The sequence below is a fragment of the Paenibacillus aquistagni genome, assembly GCF_900177815.1.
GTDB classification, from domain to species: Bacteria; Bacillota; Bacilli; order Paenibacillales; family Paenibacillaceae; genus Paenibacillus_B; species Paenibacillus_B aquistagni.
In genome coordinates, this window is sequence record NZ_FXAZ01000001.1 from 655,780 (window position 1) to 677,384 (window position 21,605).

The window sequence follows — 21,605 nt, forward strand, 5'->3', positions numbered from 1 at the left end:
AGACATGCGAGGCTTTCACTATTCCTTTCAGAAGATCCTGGATTTGAAGACAAATACCAAGAAGCAGTCTGAATGGGTGTTATCTCAAGCGATAGGACATCTGCAAACAGAAGAACAGCGGCTTTCGAGCATACGAGAAGAGCGCAAGCAGTTCACAGATAAGCTCCAAGAGCTGTGCAGCTCATGTGCTCCGGTCCAGGCGCTGGTTAGCATTCAAGAGTATATCGCACATCTCGATCAACAATTGCTGTATGCCAATGAACGAGTAAGACATGCAGAAGCAGACGTTCAAGAGAAGCAAACGGCGCTTCAAGAACGGGTAACTGACGAGAAGCTGTGGCTCAAATCAAGGGAGAAAGCGAAAAACGCATTTCAACAAGAAGTCCTTCGTGCTGAACAGATAGAGATGGATGAAATGGCTACCGTCCGTTATCATATGGCTGCTCGTTGACGAAGCGTATACGGGTAAAGCAGGAGGGATGGCAGTGGCTAAAGATTTAATAGAAGAAAAAGAAGAAGATCAGCCCTATACCAAATTTGAACGATTTCTATTTTTTGCAACGCCTATCATTTTTTTGATTGTGCTTTTGATCGTTTTATTGTTTGTATTCAGTTCCAACTGGCGTGGACAGATGCTGGATATTGTGGAGAAGGTGCCAATCGTAAATAAGTGGCTTCCTGATCAAGGGAAGAAGCCATCCACAGATGAAGGCAAGAAAGAAGCAGAACCGGATCTTAACAAAGAAGTAGAAGACCTTAAGGCACTGCTTGCTTCGAAGGATAATGATTTGCGCGTGCTGGCCGACAAGCGCACAGAGCTTGAACAGAAGGTCAAGGAGTTGTCAGGCAAAGTCGAACAAGCAGAGAAAAGGCAGGAAAGCGATCGTGCAACATCTGAAGAATATGAGAAGCAGGTCAAAGAGCTCGCCAATATGTATGCAAGCATGATGCCGTCAAAAGCGGCTCCAATCATGGAGAATCTGACGATGGATGAGCTTGTGCTTGTCTTCAATGCGATGAAGAATGATGACCGCGTAAAGATTCTAGAAAAGATGAATCCGAAGATTGCAGCAGAAGCCTCTATTCGTTTGAAAGATGTGAAGCCAACGGAAAGCCAAGCCATTGCAGCTTTACAATCGCGATTGACGAAGATGGAGACTGATAAAAATCCAAGCACTGGGCTTGACAAGGCACAAATCAATCGCACATTTGCGAGCATGACTCCAAAGAGCGGAGCTGACATCCTGCTTGAGACTGCAAAGATCAGCCAAGATAAAGTTCTAGCCGTGTTAAATGCTGTGGACGATTCCACTCGCTCCAAGCTGATTGATGCAATGACTCAAATTGATAATGCTGCAACAGCTAAGATTGTTGCAAAGCTGTTTCCATAACGTGATGCTACAGCCTTCTAATGAAAGGAGGTGAAAAATATGAATATTGGAACGTTAATGTCTGCTACGTCGACAAATGCTGCAGCAGCGGGTACCAAAAAAAGCGCGGCTAGCGCAAATGGCGAGTTTCTAACTACGCTGCAGCAGTACATGACAGAATCAACGGGTACTTCGCCAAACACTACTTTGCTTTCTTTTTGGTTCACTGGCAATCAGGAGCAATTAGGCGAGGCGCTTGAGGAGCCGACTGACTTATTGGCGTCGCTCGAACAGCTATTGACGCTTCAGCCCGAGCAGCTTGAAGAACAATTGCTCCATGACCCTGAACTGCTTCAAATGGTACAGTCTTGGATTCAGCAGGCCGCGATGTTTCTTCAAGTGCAAGGTGCGGATGCTCCTTCTCCTGAGCAGTCTATGGCTCTTCAGGTGCTTACGGAGCAGCCTGAGACTGTCATGTTCGTCGTTCGTGATCAATTGGAGCAGCTCAAGTCGCTGATCCAGCAGAGCAATGAATCGCTTGGGTCACAGGAAGTGAAGACGACGGCAGCTGAAGGGCAGAAGCTGCTTCAAAAGTTCGAGTCCCTGCTGCAGCAGTTCGGGGCTAAAGATGCGAAACCAGTAGTACAGCAGCAAGTTCTGAACAGCACTCCGCAAGTAGCGGGGCATAACCCTGCACTTCATACGCATCAGATGCTACAATCTGTCACATCTGAAGGCGATGCAGCAGCAATGAAGCCTATGCATGCAGCTATGGACTCAGCAGCAACTGCAGCTGATGATGGAGCGCAAAGCAATCAGGTCATGACGGCTGGGCAATTTGCGATTAAGGCAGAAGGAACGGGCGCAGCCAAAGCAGCAGCTCCGATACAAGCACAGCATTTTGCGAAGGACATGTCTACTTTTGTGGTAAAGCAGCTTGCTTTTACAACCCATGAAGGAGTCTCCCATGCGAAGATAACGTTGTATCCTGAGCATCTCGGTCAAGTGGACGTGCGGCTCACCATGCAGCATGGTCAGCTCGTAGCCCAATTCATCACAGAGCATGCCGCTGCAAAGGATATGATTGATCAGCAGCTCTCCATGCTGCGCAGCGCACTGCAATCGCAAGGGATTCAAGTAGACAAGCTCGAAGTCTCACAGCAAGTAACGCAAACAGCGGGATCATCACTATCCTCCAATATGTTCCAAGGAGAGAGACAGTCTAATCCTCAAGGTCAGTCATCATCTTCTTCCGGATCGTCCACTGCTTCAACATTGGATGAGAACGGGGAACTTGTGGATGCAGAAGAAGCCCATCAAGAGAGCGCAAGAAGTATAACAGCAGGCTCTTCATTTGAAGCAAGCATTTAAATTGATGCAGCTAGGACCGAAGGAGGTGTGAACAACGATGACCGCAAATGCAGGCATTACGAATAATTTGCTGTGGCCGAACTACAGCAAAGAAAACCTCGACAAGGTTAAGCCAACAGGTGCTGAGAAGACGCTTGATAAGGATGACTTTCTGCATATTTTGATTACGCAGCTAGCCAATCAAGATCCCATGCAGCCTATGGAAGACAAGGAATTTATCGCCCAAATGGCACAGTTTACTTCAGTAGAGCTATTAAATGGGATCTCGACACAGCTTCAAGCGATGAATCAGTCCTTAGGCATGTCTTCTTCACTCATCGGCAAGGAAATATCTTGGCATGGTGTCGGTGAAGCAGGCGCAGACGGCAGCACTATCCCTGTTATCATGTCGGGAGTTGTAGACTCCATCATCATCCGCCAAGGAATTAGCTATGCGAAGGCGGGAGATCAAGAGATCGCACTTACCGATATATTGGAGATCCGCAATCCTGGTACAGGCGAGTCTGGCTCTGAGGAGAGCGGTTCTGAGGCTGAGGGCGGCAATGAAGCAGGTGAGCAGGCGTGAGAACGAATTTTCACCTTGGGGGAATAAGACCTCAGGCACCGATTCAACCGGCTCAGCCGCATAAAGCAGCGTTTAAGGAAACAGCGTCAGAAGCAGCGGCTCCCTTTAAGCAGCTGCTTGAGCGTGAGATCAAGCGAAGCGATAGTGTGCAGTTCAGTCACCATGCCTCGAAGCGAATCGAGGAGAGGGGAATGACACTGACGCCAGAGGTGCTCAAAAAGATTAACGAAGCAGTTGACCAAGCAGCAGCTAAAGGTTCTAAACAATCTTTAGTGCTGATGAATAATGCTGCTTATATCGTCAATGTGCCTTCGCGTACCATCATTACGGCATTGGATAAGCCGTTCCAGCAAGGGCATTTATTCACTGCCATTGATAGCGCGGTGTGCATTGAATAACAGCAGAACATTGAATGGCTGGACCACAATGGAGGCCATCGTCCATGGACCGATTGAAGTGGACGCTTAACCTAACTAATGGAGGTTGACTAAATAATGATTCGTTCCATGTATTCAGGTGTTTCTGGTATGCGCGGCTTTCAAACGAAGCTGGATGTCATTGGCAACAACATTGCAAATGTGAATACAACTGGCTTTAAAGCAGGACGCGTAATGTTCAAGGATATCATGAGCCAGACGATGTCGGGTGCGTCTGCAGCTAATGATGGACAACCAGGCGTGAACCCTAAGCAAGTCGGCTTAGGTGTTCAGATCGGCTCAATCGACACGGTGCACACGGGCGGAAGCGCGATGACAACCAATCGCCCTCTCGATTTGCGCATCGACGGTGATGGATTCTTTACCGTCATCCTTAGTGAGGATCAAGAGGTGCCTTTCCTGACTCGCGCAGGAGACTTCCATCTTGATGCAGCAAGACAGCTTGTTACATCTGACGGATTATTCGTTACGGACAACGGTGGTGCGCCAATTGTTCTTGAGGATGATGTTACTTCGTTCACAATCTCACAAACAGGTGAGATCATCGCCACACGTTCCGATGGCACTACAGAACCTACTGGCGTTCAGCTTGGTATTGGCAAGGTTGTCAACCCAGAAGGTCTCGAGAAGATCGGAGGCAATCTCTATCGCATGACGCCAAATGCCAATGTGGATGGGGAATTCGAATACGTGACAGCAAATGATGCAGAAGCCGGCACAGGGGCTCTCGTTTCCGGTCAGCTTGAGATGTCAAATGTCGACCTGACTTCAGAATTCGCAGAGATGATTGTCGCTCAGCGCGGATTCCAAGCGAACTCGCGTATCATTACAACTTCTGACGAAGTGCTTCAAGAAGTGGTAAATTTGAAACGTTAATAGGTAGGTAAGCTGTCTTATAAGCTAAAGCACCATTTCTGGGCAGCCTTAACGGGCTGTCCAGGATGGAAATAAGGGGGAATAAGTCGATGGTGGAAGTAACAAGATTGAATGGTTCAAAGATCTGGGTTAATGCTCTCCATGTTGAATTAGTCGAGGAAACCCCTGATACATATATCACTTTATATAATGGAAAGAAAGTAATCGTTCGAGAGCCTGCCTCAGAGGTTATTCGTCAAGTTACAGCATATTTACAGACAATAGGAGCGCTGGCTGGAACGATGAAGCTGCATACAACGGAGGAACAGTCATGAAACGAATGCTGCCATGGATAATCACAATGCTCTTGGCTTTGACCTTAATTGTCTTGATTGTGATTATGTTAATGAACACAACAGGTAACGGCCCAACCGCAGGCCAAGTCGAGCAAGGTTCGGAAGCTCATATGAAGCGGCTTACAGCAGATGAGATTCTTGAAGTAACCAGTACAATCGGTGATATCACGACAAATTTGGCTAATCAGGATCAAATCGTAAGAATCGCTTTTGCTTTTCAGCTTGATAGCAAGAAGACGAAAGGCGAATTTGACAAGATCATGGATATCAAGATTAAGCCGATCATTCTAAAGACGCTTGCGGATACAACAAAAGAGGATCTGCAAGGAACCAAGGGACAAGATCAGCTTTGTGACAAATTGGTCGAAAGCATTAATAAAATGCTGCCATCCGGTAAAGTCATTCAAATTGATATCACAGATTATGTATTGAGCCCGATGAGATAATGAACAAACATATTGACGCTGATTCCTGTAAGGGGGGTGAAACGATTGGTTGACGTTTTATCGCAAAACGAAATTGATGCCTTGTTAGCAGCGCTATCATCAGGAGAGATGGATGCGGATGAGCTTAAAAAAGAAGAAACACAAAAGAAGGTTCGTTCCTATGATTTCAAAAGAGCTGTACGCTTTTCTAAAGATCATATTCGAACGCTTACCCGCATTCACGAGAACTTTGCAAGGTATTTGACAACCTATTTTTCTGCGCAGCTTCGTACTTTTGTTCAGATTAACGTCGTGCAAGTGGAACAGCTGCCTTATGATGAATTTATCCGTTCAATTCCGAAAATGACGGTGCTGAATATATTTGAAGCCGAACCCTTAAAAGGAAGAATGGTGCTGGAAGTCAATCCAAACGTAGCAATGGCCATGCTTGATCGCATGCTGGGCGGAGCAGGATTAGCTCCATCGAAGATGCAAGGCTTCACTGAAATTGAGACAACCGTGCTGGAGCGCGTATTCAGCCGAGCTTTTGACAGCCTGCAGGAAGCGTGGAAGACGGTTATCGATATTCGTCCTCGATTGGAGAGCTTTGAGACCAATCCACAGTTCATGCAGATCGTCTCACCAAACGAAACGATCGCCTTGATCTCGCTGAGTACGAAGATCGGAGATACCTCAGGCATGATTAACCTGTGTATCCCGCATGTTGTTATCGAGCCTATTATGCCTAAGCTGTCTGCCCATCATTGGTTTGTCTCCGAGAAAAAACAGAGTGAACCGATCGAAGTCGAGATGCTTAAGCATCGTCTAGAGCAAGCTAAGCTGCCTATCGTTGTAGAACTAGGGCAATCGAACATTACGGTACAAGAAATGATGCAGCTCTCTATTGGTGATGTCATTCCGCTTGATAAAAAAGTTGGAGAAGGACTTAGTGTTCGAATTGGCGAACGACTGAAGTACTTTGCAACACCAGGAAATGTCAAGGAACGGATGGCTGTACAAATTGAGCACGTGCTAGAAGAGGGAGTGGAAGAGTATGACGAGTAAGGAATACTTGTCTCAGGAAGAGATCGATGCATTGCTTAAAAAGTCCGGAGAAACGGAATCCGCAGCACAGGCACCAGCTCCTTCAATCGATCAATACCTGACCCCGATGGAAGTTGATGCACTAGGGGAGATTGGGAATATCACTTTTGGTAGTGCTGCAACAGCGTTATCCACTTTGCTTGGCCGCAAGGTAGATATCACAACTCCTGTCATTAGAGTGCTTCATAAGGATGGACTGGAAGAAGAGTTTCCAAGGCCGCATGTGGCTGTCCATGTTCATTATGTGGATGGCTTTGAAGGAGTCAATTCTCTTGTCATTAAGACGCGAGATGCTCAAGTGATTGCGGATCTAATGCTTGGCGGAGACGGCACGAACATTTCAGGTGATGAGCTCAATGAGATTCACATCAGTGCCGTGCAGGAAGCGATGAACCAGATGATGGGATCGTCGGCGACGTCCATGTCGACCATTTTCAACCAGCTGGTTAACATATCCCCTCCGGGAATTGGCATATTGGATATGGAGAATGGCGAAGGCAACGAGATGCTGCCTGAAGATAATGTTCTAATTAAGATCTCTTTCCGACTTATGATTGGAGATTTGATCGATTCGACGATCATGCAGCTATTGAATGTTCCTTTTGCAAAGGATATGGTGCATCGCTTAATGGGAGGCGCGCTCGAAGGGCAAGACGAAGCGGTTCTTGCCGAAACGCCAGTGATGGAATCGCCTGTCGCGGCAGCTGCAGCTGCAGCTGTAGAAGCGCCACCAACGCCTGTGACTAGTCCTCCTGTGGCTAATCCTGAGCCTGCTGCACGCCAAGAGGCACCGCAAGCCTATCCAATGGGGCAGCCCGGCGCACCAGTTCCCCAAGAGCATGGATATGCTGCTGAACCTATGTATGCGCAGCCGCAAGCTCAACCAAGAGACTACGGACACGTTCAAGCGGCGCCTGCAAGACCTGTAAACGTTCAACCTGTACAATTTGCAGACTTACATCAGGCATCTTCGGCTCCAGTAGATTCCAACCTAAATTTATTGATGGACATCCCACTTCGAGTCACAGTAGAATTAGGTAGGACTCATAAGCAAATTAAGGATATCTTAGAGCTGTCCCAAGGTTCAATTATTGAACTAGATAAGCTTGCAGGTGAGCCAGTCGACATACTCGTTAACAACAAGCTGATTGCCAAAGGCGAGGTTGTTGTTATTGATGAGAACTTCGGCGTGCGTGTCACGGATATTCTTAATCAATGGGACCGAATACAGAAACTACAATAATTGTGCTTAGGGAGGAAATACGTTAATGGCTAACCGTATTTTGATTGTTGATGATGCAGCTTTTATGAGAATGATGATTCGCGATATTCTATCTAAAAATGGCTTTGAAGTCGTTGCTGAGGCCGCTGATGGCGCTCAAGCGATTGAAAAATATAAGGAACACAAGCCTGATCTGATTACGATGGATATTACAATGCCTGAAATGGACGGAATTACGGCGCTAAAAGAGATTCGCAAAATTGATCCAAGCGCAAAAGTTATTATGTGTTCTGCGATGGGGCAGCAAGCAATGGTTATCGATGCGATTCAAGCGGGAGCGAAAGACTTTATCGTCAAACCATTCCAAGCGGACCGTGTGTTGGAAGCTATCAAGAAGACATTGGGTTAATGCATGAATTCGACGGATATCAAACTGCAGAGTCCTCAGGTTGAGGGCTATATCGGAAATGTATTTACGATCTTGCTGTCCTTGGCCGTGATTATCGTATTAATTGTTTTGCTTATCCGTTTCCTGAGTCGAAAAAATCGATTGTGGCAGGGTAACAAGAGCATGAGAACATTAGGCGGCATGGCTGTAGGACAGAACAAGTCGCTGCAGGTCGTCGAAGTCGGGGATGTCGTTTACGTGCTCGGAATCGGTGATGATGTAACATTGATTGATAAAATCAGCGATCCCGAGCAGGTAGCGAACCTGAACGTTTTGCTTAGACAGGAGCATCAAGATCCAGTCTTGCCCATTCCTGCTCCGCTCAAGAGTTGGCTGAAAAATGTGACAGATCGTAACAAGAAGCAGCAAGAAATCGCTTTGCGCAATGATCATGAAGAAGATCACAACACAGCGAACTTTCATGAATTGCTGCATGCCAAGCTAGAGCGACAAAGTGATCGCAGGGCTAGAATGGATCAACTGCTTAATAACGACGATACCAAAGAAGAACGGTAGATGGATTCATGAATAAAAAAACCTTCATTGCGCTGACAGCGATGATATTAATCTTGTGCTTTGCGGCAAATGAGGTTGGGGCTGCTCCCGTTATTCCAAACATTGATATCAGTGTAGGAGGGGAGGGAACACAGCCAGGCGTAACCTCGATGTCGCTCGTATTGCTCATTACTATTTTGAGTATTGCTCCGGCGATCCTTATATTAATGACCTCTTTTACAAGGATTGTCATTGTGCTTGGTTTCGTAAGAACATCACTTGGTACCCAGCAGATGCCGCCGAACCAAGTCCTGATAGGGCTGGCCTTATTCATGACCCTATTCGTCATGTCGCCTACATTGGGCCAAGTGAATGATGTTGCCGTTCAGCCTTATCTGAAAGGCGAGATTACACAGACCCAGGCATTAGAGAAGGCTACTGTTCCAATGAAGCAGTTCATGGCCTCTCATACACGGGAGAAGGATCTGCTCTTGTTCATGAAGTACACAAAGACCGAGAAGCCAGCCTCTGTTGAGGATATTCCAATTACAGTGCTCGTTCCAGCTTTTGCGATTAGTGAGCTGAAGACGGCGTTTCAGATGGGCTTCATGATTTTTATTCCGTTTCTCATTATAGATATGGTTGTGGCAAGTACGCTGATGTCTATGGGGATGATGATGCTTCCTCCGGTAATGATCTCATTACCTTTTAAGATTCTATTATTCATACTCGTGGATGGATGGCATCTCGTGGTCAAATCACTGCTTAGTAGTTTTAATTTAGGTTAATTGCTGATACAGCTAGAAAGGGATGAGCAGACATGAGTGCTGAGTTTATCATCGGGCTAGCGGGACAAGCGGTGTATACAGTGCTCAAGGTAAGTGCTCCGATGCTGATCGCTGCACTCGTAATAGGTTTATTAATCAGTATATTCCAGGCCGCAACCCAGATACAGGAGCAGACCCTTGCTTTTGTACCTAAGATTATTGCCGTGTTTATCGTAATCTTGATTTTTGGACCTTGGATGTTAACAACAATGATTGATTTTACGTACAACATCTTGAATAACTTACATCAATATATCGGTTAGGGCTGTGGAACCATGGACATCATCTCTCAGGCGTTCCCTGTTTTTTTGCTTATCTTTTGTCGAATTTCTTCGTTCCTTGTCGCGGCGCCTGTCTTTTCATCCAAAGGGGTGCCGAATATATTCAAAATAGGGCTCGCTTTTTTTATCAGTATCATCGCTTATTTACTGTTTGGGATAGGGGTAAGCGTCCCTTCAAATGGCGAATACATATTATTTATAGTAAGAGAAGTCATGATTGGCTTGCTGATTGGCTACATCGCAACACTATTTTTCACAGTAGTTCAGATTGCAGGCTCATTTATCGACATGCAGATTGGATTTGGGATTGCGAATGTGATTGATCCTTTGACGGGCATGCAGTCTCCAGTTGTCGGTAACTTCAAGTACGTGTTCGTCGTGCTGCTGTTTTTAGGTTTAAACGGACACCATTTTTTTATCGACGGAATCATGCATAGTTTTGAGTGGATGAATGTTGGCGCTAACCCCTTTTTCGAGCTTATCGCTAACGGCTCCATCTTTAAATTTGCAGCAAAATCTTTTATACATGCATTTATGATTGCTTTTCAAGTTGCAGCTCCGATGATTGTCGCATTGTTTTTAGCGGATGTCGCATTAGGATTTCTAGCAAGAACAGCACCTCAATTCAATGTGTTTGTTGTAGGGATCCCGTTCAAGTTCATTATCGGCATTGCGATGCTGGCACTTGTCGTTCCTAGCTTTGTCTATGTTATGCAGCAAATCTTTGAAACGATGTTTCAAGCGATGGATCAACTGCTTCGCTTGATGCCTTAGGCGGGAGGTCATCAATATGTCAGTCTCTACACGATATTCCCATACGCTTGATTTACAGTTGTTTTCTCAAGAGAAGACAGAGAAGGCCACACCGAAAAAGCGACAGGAATCTAGGCAAAAAGGGCAGGTGGCCAAAAGCCAGGAGCTGCCGGGGGCAGGCATTCTAGTTCTCACATTTGCGAGCTTAATGATGCTTGGCGGATTCTACAAAGACCGCATCCTTAATCTGTTTCGAGATCCACTGCTTGAACGAATGAACATGGACTTGACCATTAATAACGTGATGGATTATTTCAGCCATTTGTTCATTCAATTTCTTATCATAATGGCACCTATCTTTATCGTCGTTATGATCGTAGGGGCAGTAATGAACTATGTACAGATCGGCTTTCTCTTTACTGGGGAACCTCTAAAGGTAAAATTCAGCAAAATCAATCCAGTAGAAGGCTTTAAAAAAATGTTCTCGATGCGCTCGCTGGTTGAGCTGGTAAAGTCAATCATTAAGCTCGTCATTATTGGAGCCATTGCTTATATGTCCTTGTGGGGAGAGCAGGACAAGATTATTCAGTTAAGCCATATGCCTCTGCCTGCCATTCTATCTTTTACCGCTCAGCTGACGGTAATGCTAGGGATAAAGATTGGAGCGGCGTTATGTGTATTAGCCATATTTGATTATATGTATCAGAAGTATGAATTCGAGAAGAGCATTCGGATGTCAAAGCAAGATATTAAGGATGAATACAAGAAAATGGAGGGGGACCCCCTCATCAAGAGCAAGATTAAGGAGCGTCAGCGGCGTATGGCCATGATGCGAATGATGTCAGAAGTGCCAAATGCTGATGTGGTCATCACCAACCCGACACACTTTGCAGTAGCGATTCGATATGAGGGCAGCACGATGGAGGCTCCTACTGTTATTGCGAAGGGACAGGACTATGTTGCACTCAAGATTAGAGAGCTGGCAAAGGACCACGGCGTTATAACAATGGAAAACAAGCCGCTTGCGCGTGCCTTGTTCGAACGGACCGAGATCGGCGACTCGATCCCCGGTGATTTGTTCCAGGCTGTCGCGGAAGTCCTGGCATATGTATATAAGCTAAAAGGCAAAGTTCAATGAGTGGATTGTCGGATGGAGGTAAGAAGCTGTGAAGGCTAGAGATTTGATCGTACTAGTTGGAGTCATTGGCATCGTCTTAATGATGGTACTGCCTCTGCCAAAGATGCTGTTGGATATCCTGTTAATCATCAATATATCGATGGCGCTTATGATCCTTCTGATCGCGATGAACACGAAGGAAGCACTTGAATTCTCCATCTTCCCTGCAATCCTATTGATTACAACATTATTTAGGATTGCGCTCAACGTATCGTCGACCAAGTTGATTCTTGGTGAAGGTGATGCGGGTGAAGTCATCAAGACATTTGGTGAATGGGTGTCTCAAGGGAACATTGCTATCGGATTGGTCGTTTTCCTGATCTTAGTTGTGGTGCAGTTCATCGTCATTACGAAGGGGTCTGAGCGGGTAGCGGAGGTTGCTGCGCGCTTCACCTTGGATGCTATGCCAGGGAAGCAGATGGCTATTGATGCTGACTTGAATGCAGGGCTTATCAATGAACAGCAGGCAAAAGAGCGCCGTGAGAAAATAGAAAGCGAAGCTGATTTCTACGGAGCAATGGATGGTGCCAGTAAGTTTGTCAAAGGGGATGCTATTGCAAGTATCGTCATTTTGATCATTAACTTGGTTGGCGGCTTTATCATCGGCATGGCTATGCATGGAATGCCATTTAAGGATGCCGCAAATACATATTCTATTCTATCGATTGGTGATGGGCTCGTGAGCCAAATCCCTGCGCTCTTGATCTCAACAGCTGCAGGATTGATCGTCACTCGATCAGCTACGAAAGGGAATCTAGCGGAGGATCTCAGCACACAGATGTTGGCTTATCCTAAGCTTTTGTATATCGTTGCAGGTACAATTGCGATGCTAGGCCTATTTACACCAATTACAGTTATGTCAACACTGCCGTTTGCCGCAATCCTTGCATATGCTGGGTATCGCATGCAGCAGAATCTGGAGCAGAAGGCAGTATCGGAAGAGCAGCTTGAGGAAGAGCAGCAGATAGAAGAAGTGCGCAGCCCTGAAAGTGTAATCAATCTGCTCCAAGTTGATCCGATAGAGTTTGAGTTTGGCTATGGTCTCATTCCGCTTGCAGACGTTCAGCAGGGAGGGGATCTGCTCGACCGGATTATTATGATACGCAGGCAATGCGCGCTCGAACTGGGACTCGTTGTTCCAGTCATACGCATTCGCGACAATATTCAGCTTAAGCCAAACGAATACATTATTAAGATAAAAGGCAACATTGTCGCCCGTGGTGAATTGCTGCTCAATCATTACCTAGCCATGAGCCCGGGTTATGACGATGATTCGGTGACTGGAATCGAGACTATGGAGCCAGCCTTCGGTCTTCCTGCTCTATGGGTAGATGAGGCAATGAAGGAGCGGGCCGAGGTATCCGGCTACACAGTCGTGGATCCGCCATCCGTAGTCGCTACCCATTTGACAGAGATCATCAAGAAACATGCTCACGAGTTAATTGGCCGCCAAGAAACAAAGGGTTTGGTCGAAACGGTGAAAGAGCAGCATCCAGCAATTGTCGAGGAACTCATCCCGAACTTAATGAACATAGGGGACGTTCAAAAGGTTCTAGCCAACCTGCTGCGAGAGAAGATCTCTATTCGAGATCTGGTAACTATATTCGAAACATTAGCTGACTATGGTACCTATACGAAGGATCCTGACATCCTCACGGAATATGTAAGACAAGCTTTGGCTCGTCAAATCACGCAGCAATATTCTATACCTGGAGAGACGCTTCGCGTCATTACGGTAGGACCTACTTTAGAGAAAAAGATTGCGGATAGTGTTCAGCAAAATGAACAAGGTTCTTATCTTGCAATGGACCCAGGCACGACCCAGCAAGTATTCCAGCGATTCCAAGAACAGATTGGGCGACTGGTTCAATCCGGTTATCAGCCGATTGTGCTTGCATCACCGGGCATAAGAATGTATCTTCGCCAGCTGATGGAACGAACAATGCAGGATATTCCAGTGTTATCCTACAATGAGCTAGAACCAAATGTAGAAATTCAAAGCGTTGGAGTGGTTAATGTATGAGGGTGAAAAAATACGTTGTTGCAACCATGCCCGAAGCGATGAGTCAGATTCGGCAAGAGCTGGGTAAAGATGCGGTCATCATAAGCACCAAGGAAATCAAGGCAGGAGGCTTCCTTGGAATGTTCAACAAGAAGATGATTGAAGTGACGGCAGCCGTGGATGACGCTCCCGTACAAGCAGCTCCAGCAGCATCTGTACAGGCTGCTGGAGCATCAAGCGCAAGGCAGCAGCCGCCTGTTGTTCCTGTCTCTCATGCAAGATCCGCTTATGCGGGAAGAACGGAAGCGGCAACCGTAGTGAAGTCTCCAGCCAGTCCGACGGAACAAGGCAATGCAGCGATACCGGATAGGCTCGTTAGAGAGAGTCAACCATCTAAGCTTGCTCTTGAGGAGAATGAAGATTTCCTTATCGCGCCAACATCTAGAAAAGCAGCTGTTGAAGAGGATGCTGCAGCAGCCAGCTCGGTTCGACATACGAGTGATGAGGATTGGAAGGTTGAACTGAAGGAAGTTAAGGCCATGGTCAAATCCATGATGATGTTAAATGAGCAGGATGCATGGCCAGCATCAGCCAAGACCTTAGCTCAGCGTCTAAAGGATCAAGGGGTACGCTCTGATTTAGTCTATCAGCTTATGACTCCTGTGCTAGAGCTTTTTCGCAAAGAAGGAAACGATACTCCTACAATTCAGCAGCTAAAGCCGCCACTTGCTGAACAGATGCGCAAGCGACTGCAGCAGCATCGCAAGCTTGGCCTTACAATTGAAACGAAGATTGTGTACTTTGCTGGTCCGACTGGAGTAGGCAAGACGACAACAATTGCGAAGCTCGCAGCTGATCAGATGTTTCATCATCAGCGCAATGTAGGCTTTATTACTTCGGATACGTATCGAATTGCCGCAGTGGAGCAGCTAAGAACGTACGCATCCATTCTGAACGCACCGCTTGAGGTGGTGACATCTCCTAACGATTTGCAGCGTGCGGTGTCTGCGTTACAGACTCATGATTTGATCCTTATGGATACCGCAGGACGCAATTACCGCAATCCGCTTCATGTTAATGAATTGAGTTCTTTACTAAAGCCATTGCCAGGCTCAGAGATGTTTCTTGTACTCAGCCTGACATCTAAGACAGAAGATATGGCTTCAATCATAAAGCAATTCCCTGAAGGATCCATTGATCGCATCGTTTTTACGAAGCTTGATGAGACTGATTCGTTCGGTTCAATCCTGAATTTAACGGAGATTACCGACATTCCATTCAGCTATGTAACATGCGGACAAAATGTACCTGATGATATTCAAGGCTTTGACCCATCCGAGATGGTGAAGCAATTGCTGGGAGATCAAGCCTCATGATGGATCAGGCTCAAGCTCTTCGCAAACTTGTACAGCGAGCATCACAAGACAATGACAGCAAGCAAGCCGAACAAAAGCCGCATACCCCGCGCGTGATTACGGTAACGAGCGGCAAGGGAGGCGTAGGCAAATCCAACTTCACCTTGAATTTTGGAATTATGCTGCAAGAGGAAGGGATGCGCACCTTAATCTTCGATGCCGATATCGGCATGGCGAATATCGATGTGCTAATCGGCTCGCCTTCTTCACTGAGCTTATACCATGTGTTAAATGGTTCTAAGCGACTTGAAGAGATTGTACAGGTAGGCCCTAGCGGCATTCACTATGTACCAGGCGGCTCAGGGTTTAAGGAGCTGCATGAGATGCCATCAGCGTCTCTTGAACGTTTTCTGGATGAGTTATCCGAGTGGTCAGAACGCTACGATGTCATCTTGTTTGATACCGGAGCGGGTCTTAGCAAGGAAACGATACGATTTGTGGCAGCTGCAGACGAGACATTTGTTATTACAACGCCTGAGCCGACAGCCATTGCTGATGCCTATGCTTTAATAAAAGTGGTTCATACGCAATTTCCAGAAACCTCGTTCCGTATCGTCGTTAATCGGGTAATAGATTGGAGTGAAGGAAAACAGACGTCAGAACGCCTCATTTCCGTAGCTAGACGATTTTTGCAGCTGGAGCTTCCTGTACTAGGCTACTTGCATGATGATCCTCATGTGATGCAGGCAGTGAAGAAGCAAACGCCGTTCACCCTGTTGTACCCGAATATTCAAGTGTCGAAGCAAATGAGACAGCTGGCAAAAGTATTCTTGTATGATCAGGAGCAGCAAAAATCAACAAAAGGAATTTCCGGGTTTATTCATCGCTGGTTGAGACGTAGCACCTAAAATGGATGAGGTTCAAGACTTCACGATGTATCCAATCATTTTCGTCCTGAAGGAGTGTGGTCGGTGATGTCAGCAAAGCGAGTTCTCGTTGTCGATGATTCACCTTTTATGCGTAAGATTATTTCTGACTTGATTGCACAAGATGTGTCATTTAAAGTCGCAGGTACCGCTTCGAATGGACAGGAAGCCATCGAGCAAGTAAGGCTGCTTGCTCCTGATGCCATTACACTGGATGTTGAGATGCCGACGATGAATGGAATTGAAGCTCTTCAAAAAATTAGAGAGGAGCATTCCACTCCAGTCATTATGCTGTCGAGTCTCACAGAGGTGGGCAGACAAGAGACGATCTCTGCCCTGGAGAACGGAGCTTTTGACTTCGTCTGCAAGCCTAGTCCACATGGCGGCAACCAGGATATCCATCAAGTTGGTCAGATGCTGCATGAGAAGCTTCATGCTGCGATTCAATCGGAAGAGCGAAGACAACGGTTGAATCAGCTTGAAGCGGAGCGAGCTGAGAGACAAGCGCTTGCAGCCCAACAAATGGCTGCAGCTGTTGAAAACGAACAGATACATAATGCCAAAGAAGAGCTGGAAAAGCACCGTATCGAAAAGCGCACGGATAAGCCTTCCTTCTCACCGCTGTCTAAAAAACAGACGGAACCTCGGTCTTTGCCTAAGAAGAAGAGCCTTGATAAGGCAGCGCAAAAAGCAAATATAGAGCTTCATAGACCAGAAACACCCTCGCGTTCTTCTCCTCAGGCAGATGGGGTGGAGAAGAAGAGAGCGTCTGCTCCATCTCTCCAAAGCAAAAGACCTCAACAGTCACCATTGGAGAGCACTCCTAACGGCAATCGAGCAGAGCACCCGCCACATACTGTCAGTACAGGAATGAAGGCAACGGCTCTCCATGATCTTGTCGCCGTAGGCACTTCAACAGGTGGACCGCGGGCATTGAAGACGCTGTTGTCCGACCTGCCTGGTGACCTGGAGGCTCCAGTCGTCATTGTTCAGCATATGCCGCCAAATTTCACAAGATCGTTGGCGCAGCGGCTGAACACTTATAGTAAACTGGAGGTAAAGGAAGCTGAGGATGGCGATGTGCTGAAAAAAGGCTGTGCCTATCTAGCTCCCGGCGGTCAGCACATGCGTGTTGTAAAGGATCATAAGGGACAGTATCAAATTGCGCTGAATCGAGACGAACCTTGTTCAGGGCATCGGCCGTCGGTTGATCGATTGTTTGAATCGCTGCTGCCGCTTAAGCAATTGAAGCTGCACCTTGTCTTACTGACAGGCATGGGCAGCGACGGAGCCAAGATGATGAAGACCTTGTATGATCAAGGCGTTCATTCCACCTTTATTGAGAGTGAAGAGACTTGCGTCGTATACGGGATGCCAAGAGCGGCTATGGAGCTTGGCTGTGTGACTCATGCCATACCAATCCATGAGATGGCAGGGCAAGTCGTACAAGCAATACATAACGGATAAAGCGAGAAGAAAAGCATGTGAAGGAGTGTTCGACCTTGGATCTTAATCAGTATTTATCCATGTTTTTAGATGAAGCGAACGACCACCTGCAAGCATTGAATGACAATATGATGGAGCTTGAAAACCAGCCTGAAGATGTCAGTATCGTACAGGTTATCTTCCGTTCGGCCCATACGCTGAAAGGGATGTCTGCCACGATGGGCTTCGAAGATCTGGCCTCTCTTACCCATGAGATGGAGAATGTGCTGGACCTTGTGCGCAACCACCAGTTATCGATGGATGACTTTATCTTTGATACCTTGTTCAAGAGTCTTGATTCGTTAGAAGCAATGGTTGAAGATATCGCTAACGGCGGTGAAGGCAAAGCAGAGATTAAGAGCATTGTCGAATCTTTGCAATCCATCGTAAAAGGCGAACACAACAAAGAACAGCCAGCTGAAAGTCAAGAGACGACGGCTGCTTCAAGCCATGATGAGCGCTTGGATGAGTTCCAGCTCAGCATTATCGAGCAATCCATCGAAGCAGGGATGCAGGCTGCTTATATGAAAGTAACGCTTCGAGAAGATTGTGTGCTGAAGGCGGCACGTGCCTACATGGTGTTCCAAGCGCTTGGGGAGCAAGGCGAGATTGTAAAGTCCACGCCACCTGCGCACGAGATCGAACAAGAACAGTTCGAGCAGACCTTCTCCATTTATGCAGTTACGACCCAGACCTTAGAAGAAATCCAAAAAGCAGCAGAGCAAGTATCTGAAGTAGATTCGGTTGTGCTTCAACCTTTGACAGCGGACAATATCAAAGATTGGAACAAGCTGCTCCAAGCGGCGACAGCATCCAAAGAGGAAGTGGCCGCAGCCGCTGCGCCTGCCATTGAGAAAAAGGCGGATGATGCACGAGTCACGGAGACTCCAGCCAAGCCAAGTGAAACCAAGAAGAAGCCGACTGGAGGCGCAGCCGCTCAAGGGAAGGGGCAGCAGCATCGCACAATTCGCGTTGATATTGATCGCCTGGATGTGCTGATGAATCTATTAAGCGAGCTTCTTATCGATAGAGTTCGATTGGAAGATTTGGCGACAGAGTTGAAGTCGAATACCTTAACAGAGACCGTTGAGCATCTGGTGCGCGTAAGCGGTGACCTGCAGAGCATTGTCTTGAAGCTTCGCATGGTGCCGATCGATACCGTATTTAATCGGTTCCCGCGCATGGTAAGAGACTTGGCCAAATCTTTGGATAAGAAGGTTGACTTCCAGATCTCAGGAGCGGACACAGAGCTTGATCGTACGGTTATTGATGAGATCGGCGATCCGCTCGTCCACTTGCTTCGTAATGCGATCGATCACGGTCAAGAATCAACAGCAGAGCGTATTGAGGCAGGCAAGCTAGAAACGGGGACTGTTCATCTGCGCGCCTATCAGAGCGGCAACCACGTCTTTATTGAGATTGAAGACGACGGGAAAGGCATTAACCGCGACAATGTGCTTAAAAAGGCAATTAAAAACGGCATGCTGACTGAAGATCAGGCAAAGCTGCTTTCAGATGAGCAGGTATATATGCTGTTGTTCGGCTCCGGCTTCAGTACGGCTGAGCAGGTATCGGATATCTCAGGACGCGGAGTTGGGCTAGATGTTGTAAGGTCGAAGATCGCTTCATTAGGCGGAGAAGTTGTTGTGAAGTCTACGCTAGGCAAGGGGACGACCTTCATCGTACAGCTCCCGCTTACGCTTTCGATCCTTTCTGCGATGCTGTTCCGTCTAGGAGACGAGAAATATGCGATTCCACTCACATCGATTGTAGAAACCGGGCTTGTTACGAAGAAGGATATTCGCAATATTCATGGCGGCATTCGCATGATCAACTACCGCGACAGCGTGATTCCGCTCGTGTCATTGAGTGCAATCTTTGAATGTCCAAGCTACACAGATGTGGATGAAGAGGAGACAGAGATCATTATCATCCGCAAGGGTGAACGGCTAGCAGCAATTGCTGTCGATGACTTTATTGGGCAAAACGAAATTGTACTTAAGCCGTTAGGCAGTTACTTGGGAACTGTCCAAGGCATATCTGGCGCCACAATTCTAGGTGATGGACAAGTAGCGCTGATTATTGATCCCAATACGCTAATCCAATCCTAATGGAGGTATGAACATGTCAGAGGAAATGAAGATTGTCGTTTTTAAGCTTGCTCATGAGGAATACGGGATTGAAGTAGATAAAGTAAAGACGATTGAACGCATGATGCCAATCACCCGTGTCCCTAAGACGTATAACTTTATCAAAGGCGTTATTAACTTGCGTGGTGTAGTTGTTCCTGTTATGGAACTAAGCGGCCGCTTCGGCCTTTCGCAAGAAACGTACACAGACCAGACTCGTATTATCATTGTCCAAGTAGGCGAGATGGAGATTGGCTTTATCGTAGATTCTGCGAATGATGTCATTGATATTCTAGAGGACAAGATCGAGCCTGCTCCAGAAGTGGTGGGCGGCATTCAAGCAAGATACCTGCGTGGCGTCGCAAAAATAAGCGAAGAGCGCCTGTTAATCCTCTTGAACTTGTCAGAAGTGCTTCGGAAAGACGAGATTGTAAACTTAGAACAATTAGAGGTATAGAGCCGTGGCTTTATTTGATAACCTAGGTGAATTCAAATTAGACGTCTTGCGCGAGATTGGCAACATTGGAGCTGGACACGCAGCTACCGCATTATCTCGGCTGCTGGATCGGCCAGTTGATATGGATATTCCAAAAGTAAAGCTTCTTCCTTTCGAAGAAATAGCGGAAGAAGTTGGGGGAGCGGAGCAGGTCGTTATCGCCATTTACTTTCGTGTTGAAGGCGATGCTCCCTCGCATTTGTTCTTCATGTTTGAACTAGAACCTGCGAGAAGACTCTTATCCGAGCTTCTTCAGGTAAAGGATCTAGATGAAGACAACTTTAGCGAGATGGATATTTCGGCGTTGTCGGAGATTGGCAACATTTTAGCAGGCTCATACTTGTCGTCCTTGGCTGATTTTACTCAGCTTGCGATGTCGCCTACTGTACCTCAGCTTGCTATTGACATGGCTGGAGCGGTATTGAACTATGGCTTGATACAGTATGGCGAAATGGGAGACTGCGCGTTATTTATTGATACGAAATTCTTACAAGATGTTCGAGACATTCAGGGAACGTTCTTCCTTATCCCTGATCCAGATTCATTTGCAAAAATATTCGCAGCTTTGGGAGTGCCTATTGAATGATAGAGGAAATGAACGTTGTGAAAGTCGGAATGGCCGATCTGAACATATGTATCAGCGGCTCCATCCGTACAACAGGGCTTGGGTCTTGTGTAGGAGTAACGCTGTATGATCCATTGACGAAGATTGGTGGACTTGCTCACGTCATGCTCCCAAGTTCAGAGATTGCAAGAGAAGGCTCTATGAATCTTGCAAAATATGCTGACACAGCTATTCCAGAGCTTGTTGCCCGTTTGACTGAAGCGGGAGCGAGCTTGTCGCGAATGCATGCTAAGATGGCGGGAGGGGCGCAAATGTTCGCCTTTTCCTCCCAGCATGAATCGATGAGGATTGGTCCAAGAAATATAGAATCCTGCAGGGAAATGCTGCAGAAGCTTAACATTCCTCTCTATGCGGAGGATACTGGCGGTAATTACGGCAGAACAATAGAAATGTTTTGTTCTGACGGGCGTCTCAATATTCGTAGCGTACAAAAGGGAACGAAGGATATATGATGACTGGAACGATACGATGGAACATGGTAATGGGAGCTTGCGGTTTTGTCTTCACGACATTAGTCTCGATAAGCTCCAATCTGTGGTCGACAAGTCTAATCAGAGGATTGATTGCAGGTGCAATCTGGTTCTTGCTTGGATTCTTGCTGCGCTATGCCGCGGGCATTCTGAAAGCACCTGGGCGAGAGGAGCCCCAAGATCAAGCGGCTTACAATGCTAGCTCTAGCGGGCATAACGTCGATATGTCCACCCCAGATGAAACGGATACGTTGAAGGATTTACTAAGAAACACACCAACTGAAAATGAGCCGAAGGCAGTTTCGCATGAAGAGCAGGAAATCAAATTTGAACCGTTGACTCCGCCCAAATTCGTGTCTAAGCTGCCGCAAGATGGCGAGCAATTGGCACAAGCTGTTCGCCATATGGCTAAAGAGTAAGGAGGCACGTGA

The 21,605-nt window shown here is 46.8% G+C and carries 25 protein-coding genes; all 25 read left to right on the plus strand.

The genetic code is table 11. The features are described 5' to 3' along the window. Nucleotides 1-4 precede the first annotated feature (4 nt). Complete coding sequence (fliJ, locus tag B9Y93_RS03030) at nt 5-451, plus strand: flagellar export protein FliJ (RefSeq protein WP_085492866.1); 447 nt, start codon at nt 5-7, stop codon at nt 449-451. Between the two features lie 34 nt (nt 452-485). After that, nucleotides 486-1,391 carry a MotE family protein gene (locus B9Y93_RS03035; RefSeq protein WP_085492867.1) on the plus strand — a complete coding sequence of 302 codons (906 nt, stop codon included), beginning with the start codon at nt 486-488 and terminating at the stop codon, nt 1,389-1,391. Between the two features lie 39 nt (nt 1,392-1,430). Further along, nucleotides 1,431-2,741: a flagellar hook-length control protein FliK gene (locus B9Y93_RS03040; RefSeq protein WP_085492868.1), complete on the plus strand. Its 1,311-nt coding sequence runs from the start codon at nt 1,431-1,433 to the stop codon at nt 2,739-2,741. 37 nt (nt 2,742-2,778) lie between these two features. Further along, nucleotides 2,779-3,306, plus strand: a complete 528-nt coding sequence (locus tag B9Y93_RS03045) for a flagellar hook capping FlgD N-terminal domain-containing protein (protein ID WP_085492869.1) — start codon at nt 2,779-2,781, stop codon at nt 3,304-3,306. Then, nucleotides 3,303-3,704: a TIGR02530 family flagellar biosynthesis protein gene (locus tag B9Y93_RS03050; RefSeq protein ID WP_085492870.1), complete on the plus strand. Its 402-nt coding sequence runs from the start codon at nt 3,303-3,305 to the stop codon at nt 3,702-3,704. Before B9Y93_RS03045 ends, B9Y93_RS03050 begins: the two co-directional genes overlap by 4 nt. A 96-nt stretch (nt 3,705-3,800) precedes the next feature. Next, a complete protein-coding gene (flgG, locus tag B9Y93_RS03055) occupies nt 3,801-4,619 on the plus strand; it encodes a flagellar basal body rod protein FlgG (RefSeq protein WP_085492871.1) in 819 nt (272 codons plus the stop codon). An 89-nt stretch (nt 4,620-4,708) separates the two neighbouring features. Beyond that, a complete protein-coding gene (locus B9Y93_RS03060; RefSeq protein ID WP_085492872.1) occupies nt 4,709-4,933 on the plus strand; it encodes a flagellar FlbD family protein in 225 nt (74 codons plus the stop codon). Further along, nucleotides 4,930-5,400: a flagellar basal body-associated FliL family protein gene (locus tag B9Y93_RS03065; RefSeq protein WP_085492873.1), complete on the plus strand. Its 471-nt coding sequence runs from the start codon at nt 4,930-4,932 to the stop codon at nt 5,398-5,400. The genes B9Y93_RS03060 and B9Y93_RS03065 overlap by 4 nt, the downstream gene beginning before the upstream one ends. A gap of 45 nt (nt 5,401-5,445) precedes the next feature. Then, nucleotides 5,446-6,444: a flagellar motor switch protein FliM gene (gene fliM / locus B9Y93_RS03070; protein ID WP_085492874.1), complete on the plus strand. Its 999-nt coding sequence runs from the start codon at nt 5,446-5,448 to the stop codon at nt 6,442-6,444. Then, nucleotides 6,434-7,726, plus strand: coding sequence for a flagellar motor switch phosphatase FliY (gene fliY / locus B9Y93_RS03075; protein ID WP_085492875.1), 1,293 nt, complete (start codon nt 6,434-6,436; stop codon nt 7,724-7,726). Before fliM ends, fliY begins: the two co-directional genes overlap by 11 nt. A 25-nt stretch (nt 7,727-7,751) precedes the next feature. After that, on the plus strand, nt 7,752-8,114 hold the full coding sequence (locus B9Y93_RS03080) for a chemotaxis protein CheY (RefSeq protein WP_085492876.1): 363 nt from the start codon (nt 7,752-7,754) through the stop codon (nt 8,112-8,114). A gap of 3 nt (nt 8,115-8,117) precedes the next feature. Further along, entirely contained in the window at nt 8,118-8,669 is a 552-nt protein-coding gene (locus tag B9Y93_RS03085) for a flagellar biosynthetic protein FliO (RefSeq protein WP_085492877.1), read from the plus strand. Between the two features lie 41 nt (nt 8,670-8,710). After that, nucleotides 8,711-9,436, plus strand: coding sequence for a flagellar type III secretion system pore protein FliP (fliP, locus tag B9Y93_RS03090; RefSeq protein ID WP_370738955.1), 726 nt, complete (start codon nt 8,711-8,713; stop codon nt 9,434-9,436). A gap of 32 nt (nt 9,437-9,468) precedes the next feature. Continuing rightward, nucleotides 9,469-9,738 carry a flagellar biosynthesis protein FliQ gene (gene fliQ / locus B9Y93_RS03095; RefSeq protein ID WP_085492879.1) on the plus strand — a complete coding sequence of 90 codons (270 nt, stop codon included), beginning with the start codon at nt 9,469-9,471 and terminating at the stop codon, nt 9,736-9,738. A gap of 12 nt (nt 9,739-9,750) precedes the next feature. Next, nucleotides 9,751-10,530: a flagellar biosynthetic protein FliR gene (fliR, locus tag B9Y93_RS03100; protein ID WP_085492880.1), complete on the plus strand. Its 780-nt coding sequence runs from the start codon at nt 9,751-9,753 to the stop codon at nt 10,528-10,530. A 16-nt stretch (nt 10,531-10,546) separates the two neighbouring features. After that, nucleotides 10,547-11,647, plus strand: a complete 1,101-nt coding sequence (flhB, locus tag B9Y93_RS03105; protein WP_085492881.1) for a flagellar biosynthesis protein FlhB — start codon at nt 10,547-10,549, stop codon at nt 11,645-11,647. Nucleotides 11,648-11,675: 28 nt separating this feature from the next. Beyond that, nucleotides 11,676-13,709, plus strand: coding sequence for a flagellar biosynthesis protein FlhA (flhA, locus tag B9Y93_RS03110; protein ID WP_085492882.1), 2,034 nt, complete (start codon nt 11,676-11,678; stop codon nt 13,707-13,709). Then, nucleotides 13,706-15,064, plus strand: coding sequence for a flagellar biosynthesis GTPase FlhF (gene flhF, locus B9Y93_RS03115; protein WP_085492883.1), 1,359 nt, complete (start codon nt 13,706-13,708; stop codon nt 15,062-15,064). The genes flhA and flhF overlap by 4 nt, the downstream gene beginning before the upstream one ends. After that, entirely contained in the window at nt 15,061-15,951 is an 891-nt protein-coding gene (locus B9Y93_RS03120) for a MinD/ParA family protein (RefSeq protein WP_085492884.1), read from the plus strand. The genes flhF and B9Y93_RS03120 overlap by 4 nt, the downstream gene beginning before the upstream one ends. A gap of 66 nt (nt 15,952-16,017) precedes the next feature. Then, nucleotides 16,018-17,436, plus strand: a complete 1,419-nt coding sequence (locus B9Y93_RS03125) for a protein-glutamate methylesterase/protein-glutamine glutaminase (RefSeq protein ID WP_085492885.1) — start codon at nt 16,018-16,020, stop codon at nt 17,434-17,436. A gap of 35 nt (nt 17,437-17,471) precedes the next feature. Then, nucleotides 17,472-19,565: a chemotaxis protein CheA gene (locus B9Y93_RS03130; RefSeq protein WP_085492886.1), complete on the plus strand. Its 2,094-nt coding sequence runs from the start codon at nt 17,472-17,474 to the stop codon at nt 19,563-19,565. A gap of 13 nt (nt 19,566-19,578) precedes the next feature. Then, a complete protein-coding gene (locus tag B9Y93_RS03135) occupies nt 19,579-20,040 on the plus strand; it encodes a chemotaxis protein CheW (protein WP_085492887.1) in 462 nt (153 codons plus the stop codon). A 4-nt stretch (nt 20,041-20,044) separates the two neighbouring features. Beyond that, a complete protein-coding gene (locus tag B9Y93_RS03140) occupies nt 20,045-20,665 on the plus strand; it encodes a chemotaxis protein CheC (protein ID WP_085492888.1) in 621 nt (206 codons plus the stop codon). Continuing rightward, on the plus strand, nt 20,662-21,156 hold the full coding sequence (locus tag B9Y93_RS03145; protein ID WP_085492889.1) for a chemotaxis protein CheD: 495 nt from the start codon (nt 20,662-20,664) through the stop codon (nt 21,154-21,156). The genes B9Y93_RS03140 and B9Y93_RS03145 overlap by 4 nt, the downstream gene beginning before the upstream one ends. Beyond that, nucleotides 21,153-21,593, plus strand: a complete 441-nt coding sequence (locus tag B9Y93_RS03150; RefSeq protein ID WP_244903268.1) for a hypothetical protein — start codon at nt 21,153-21,155, stop codon at nt 21,591-21,593. Before B9Y93_RS03145 ends, B9Y93_RS03150 begins: the two co-directional genes overlap by 4 nt. Nucleotides 21,594-21,605: the final 12 nt, after the last annotated feature.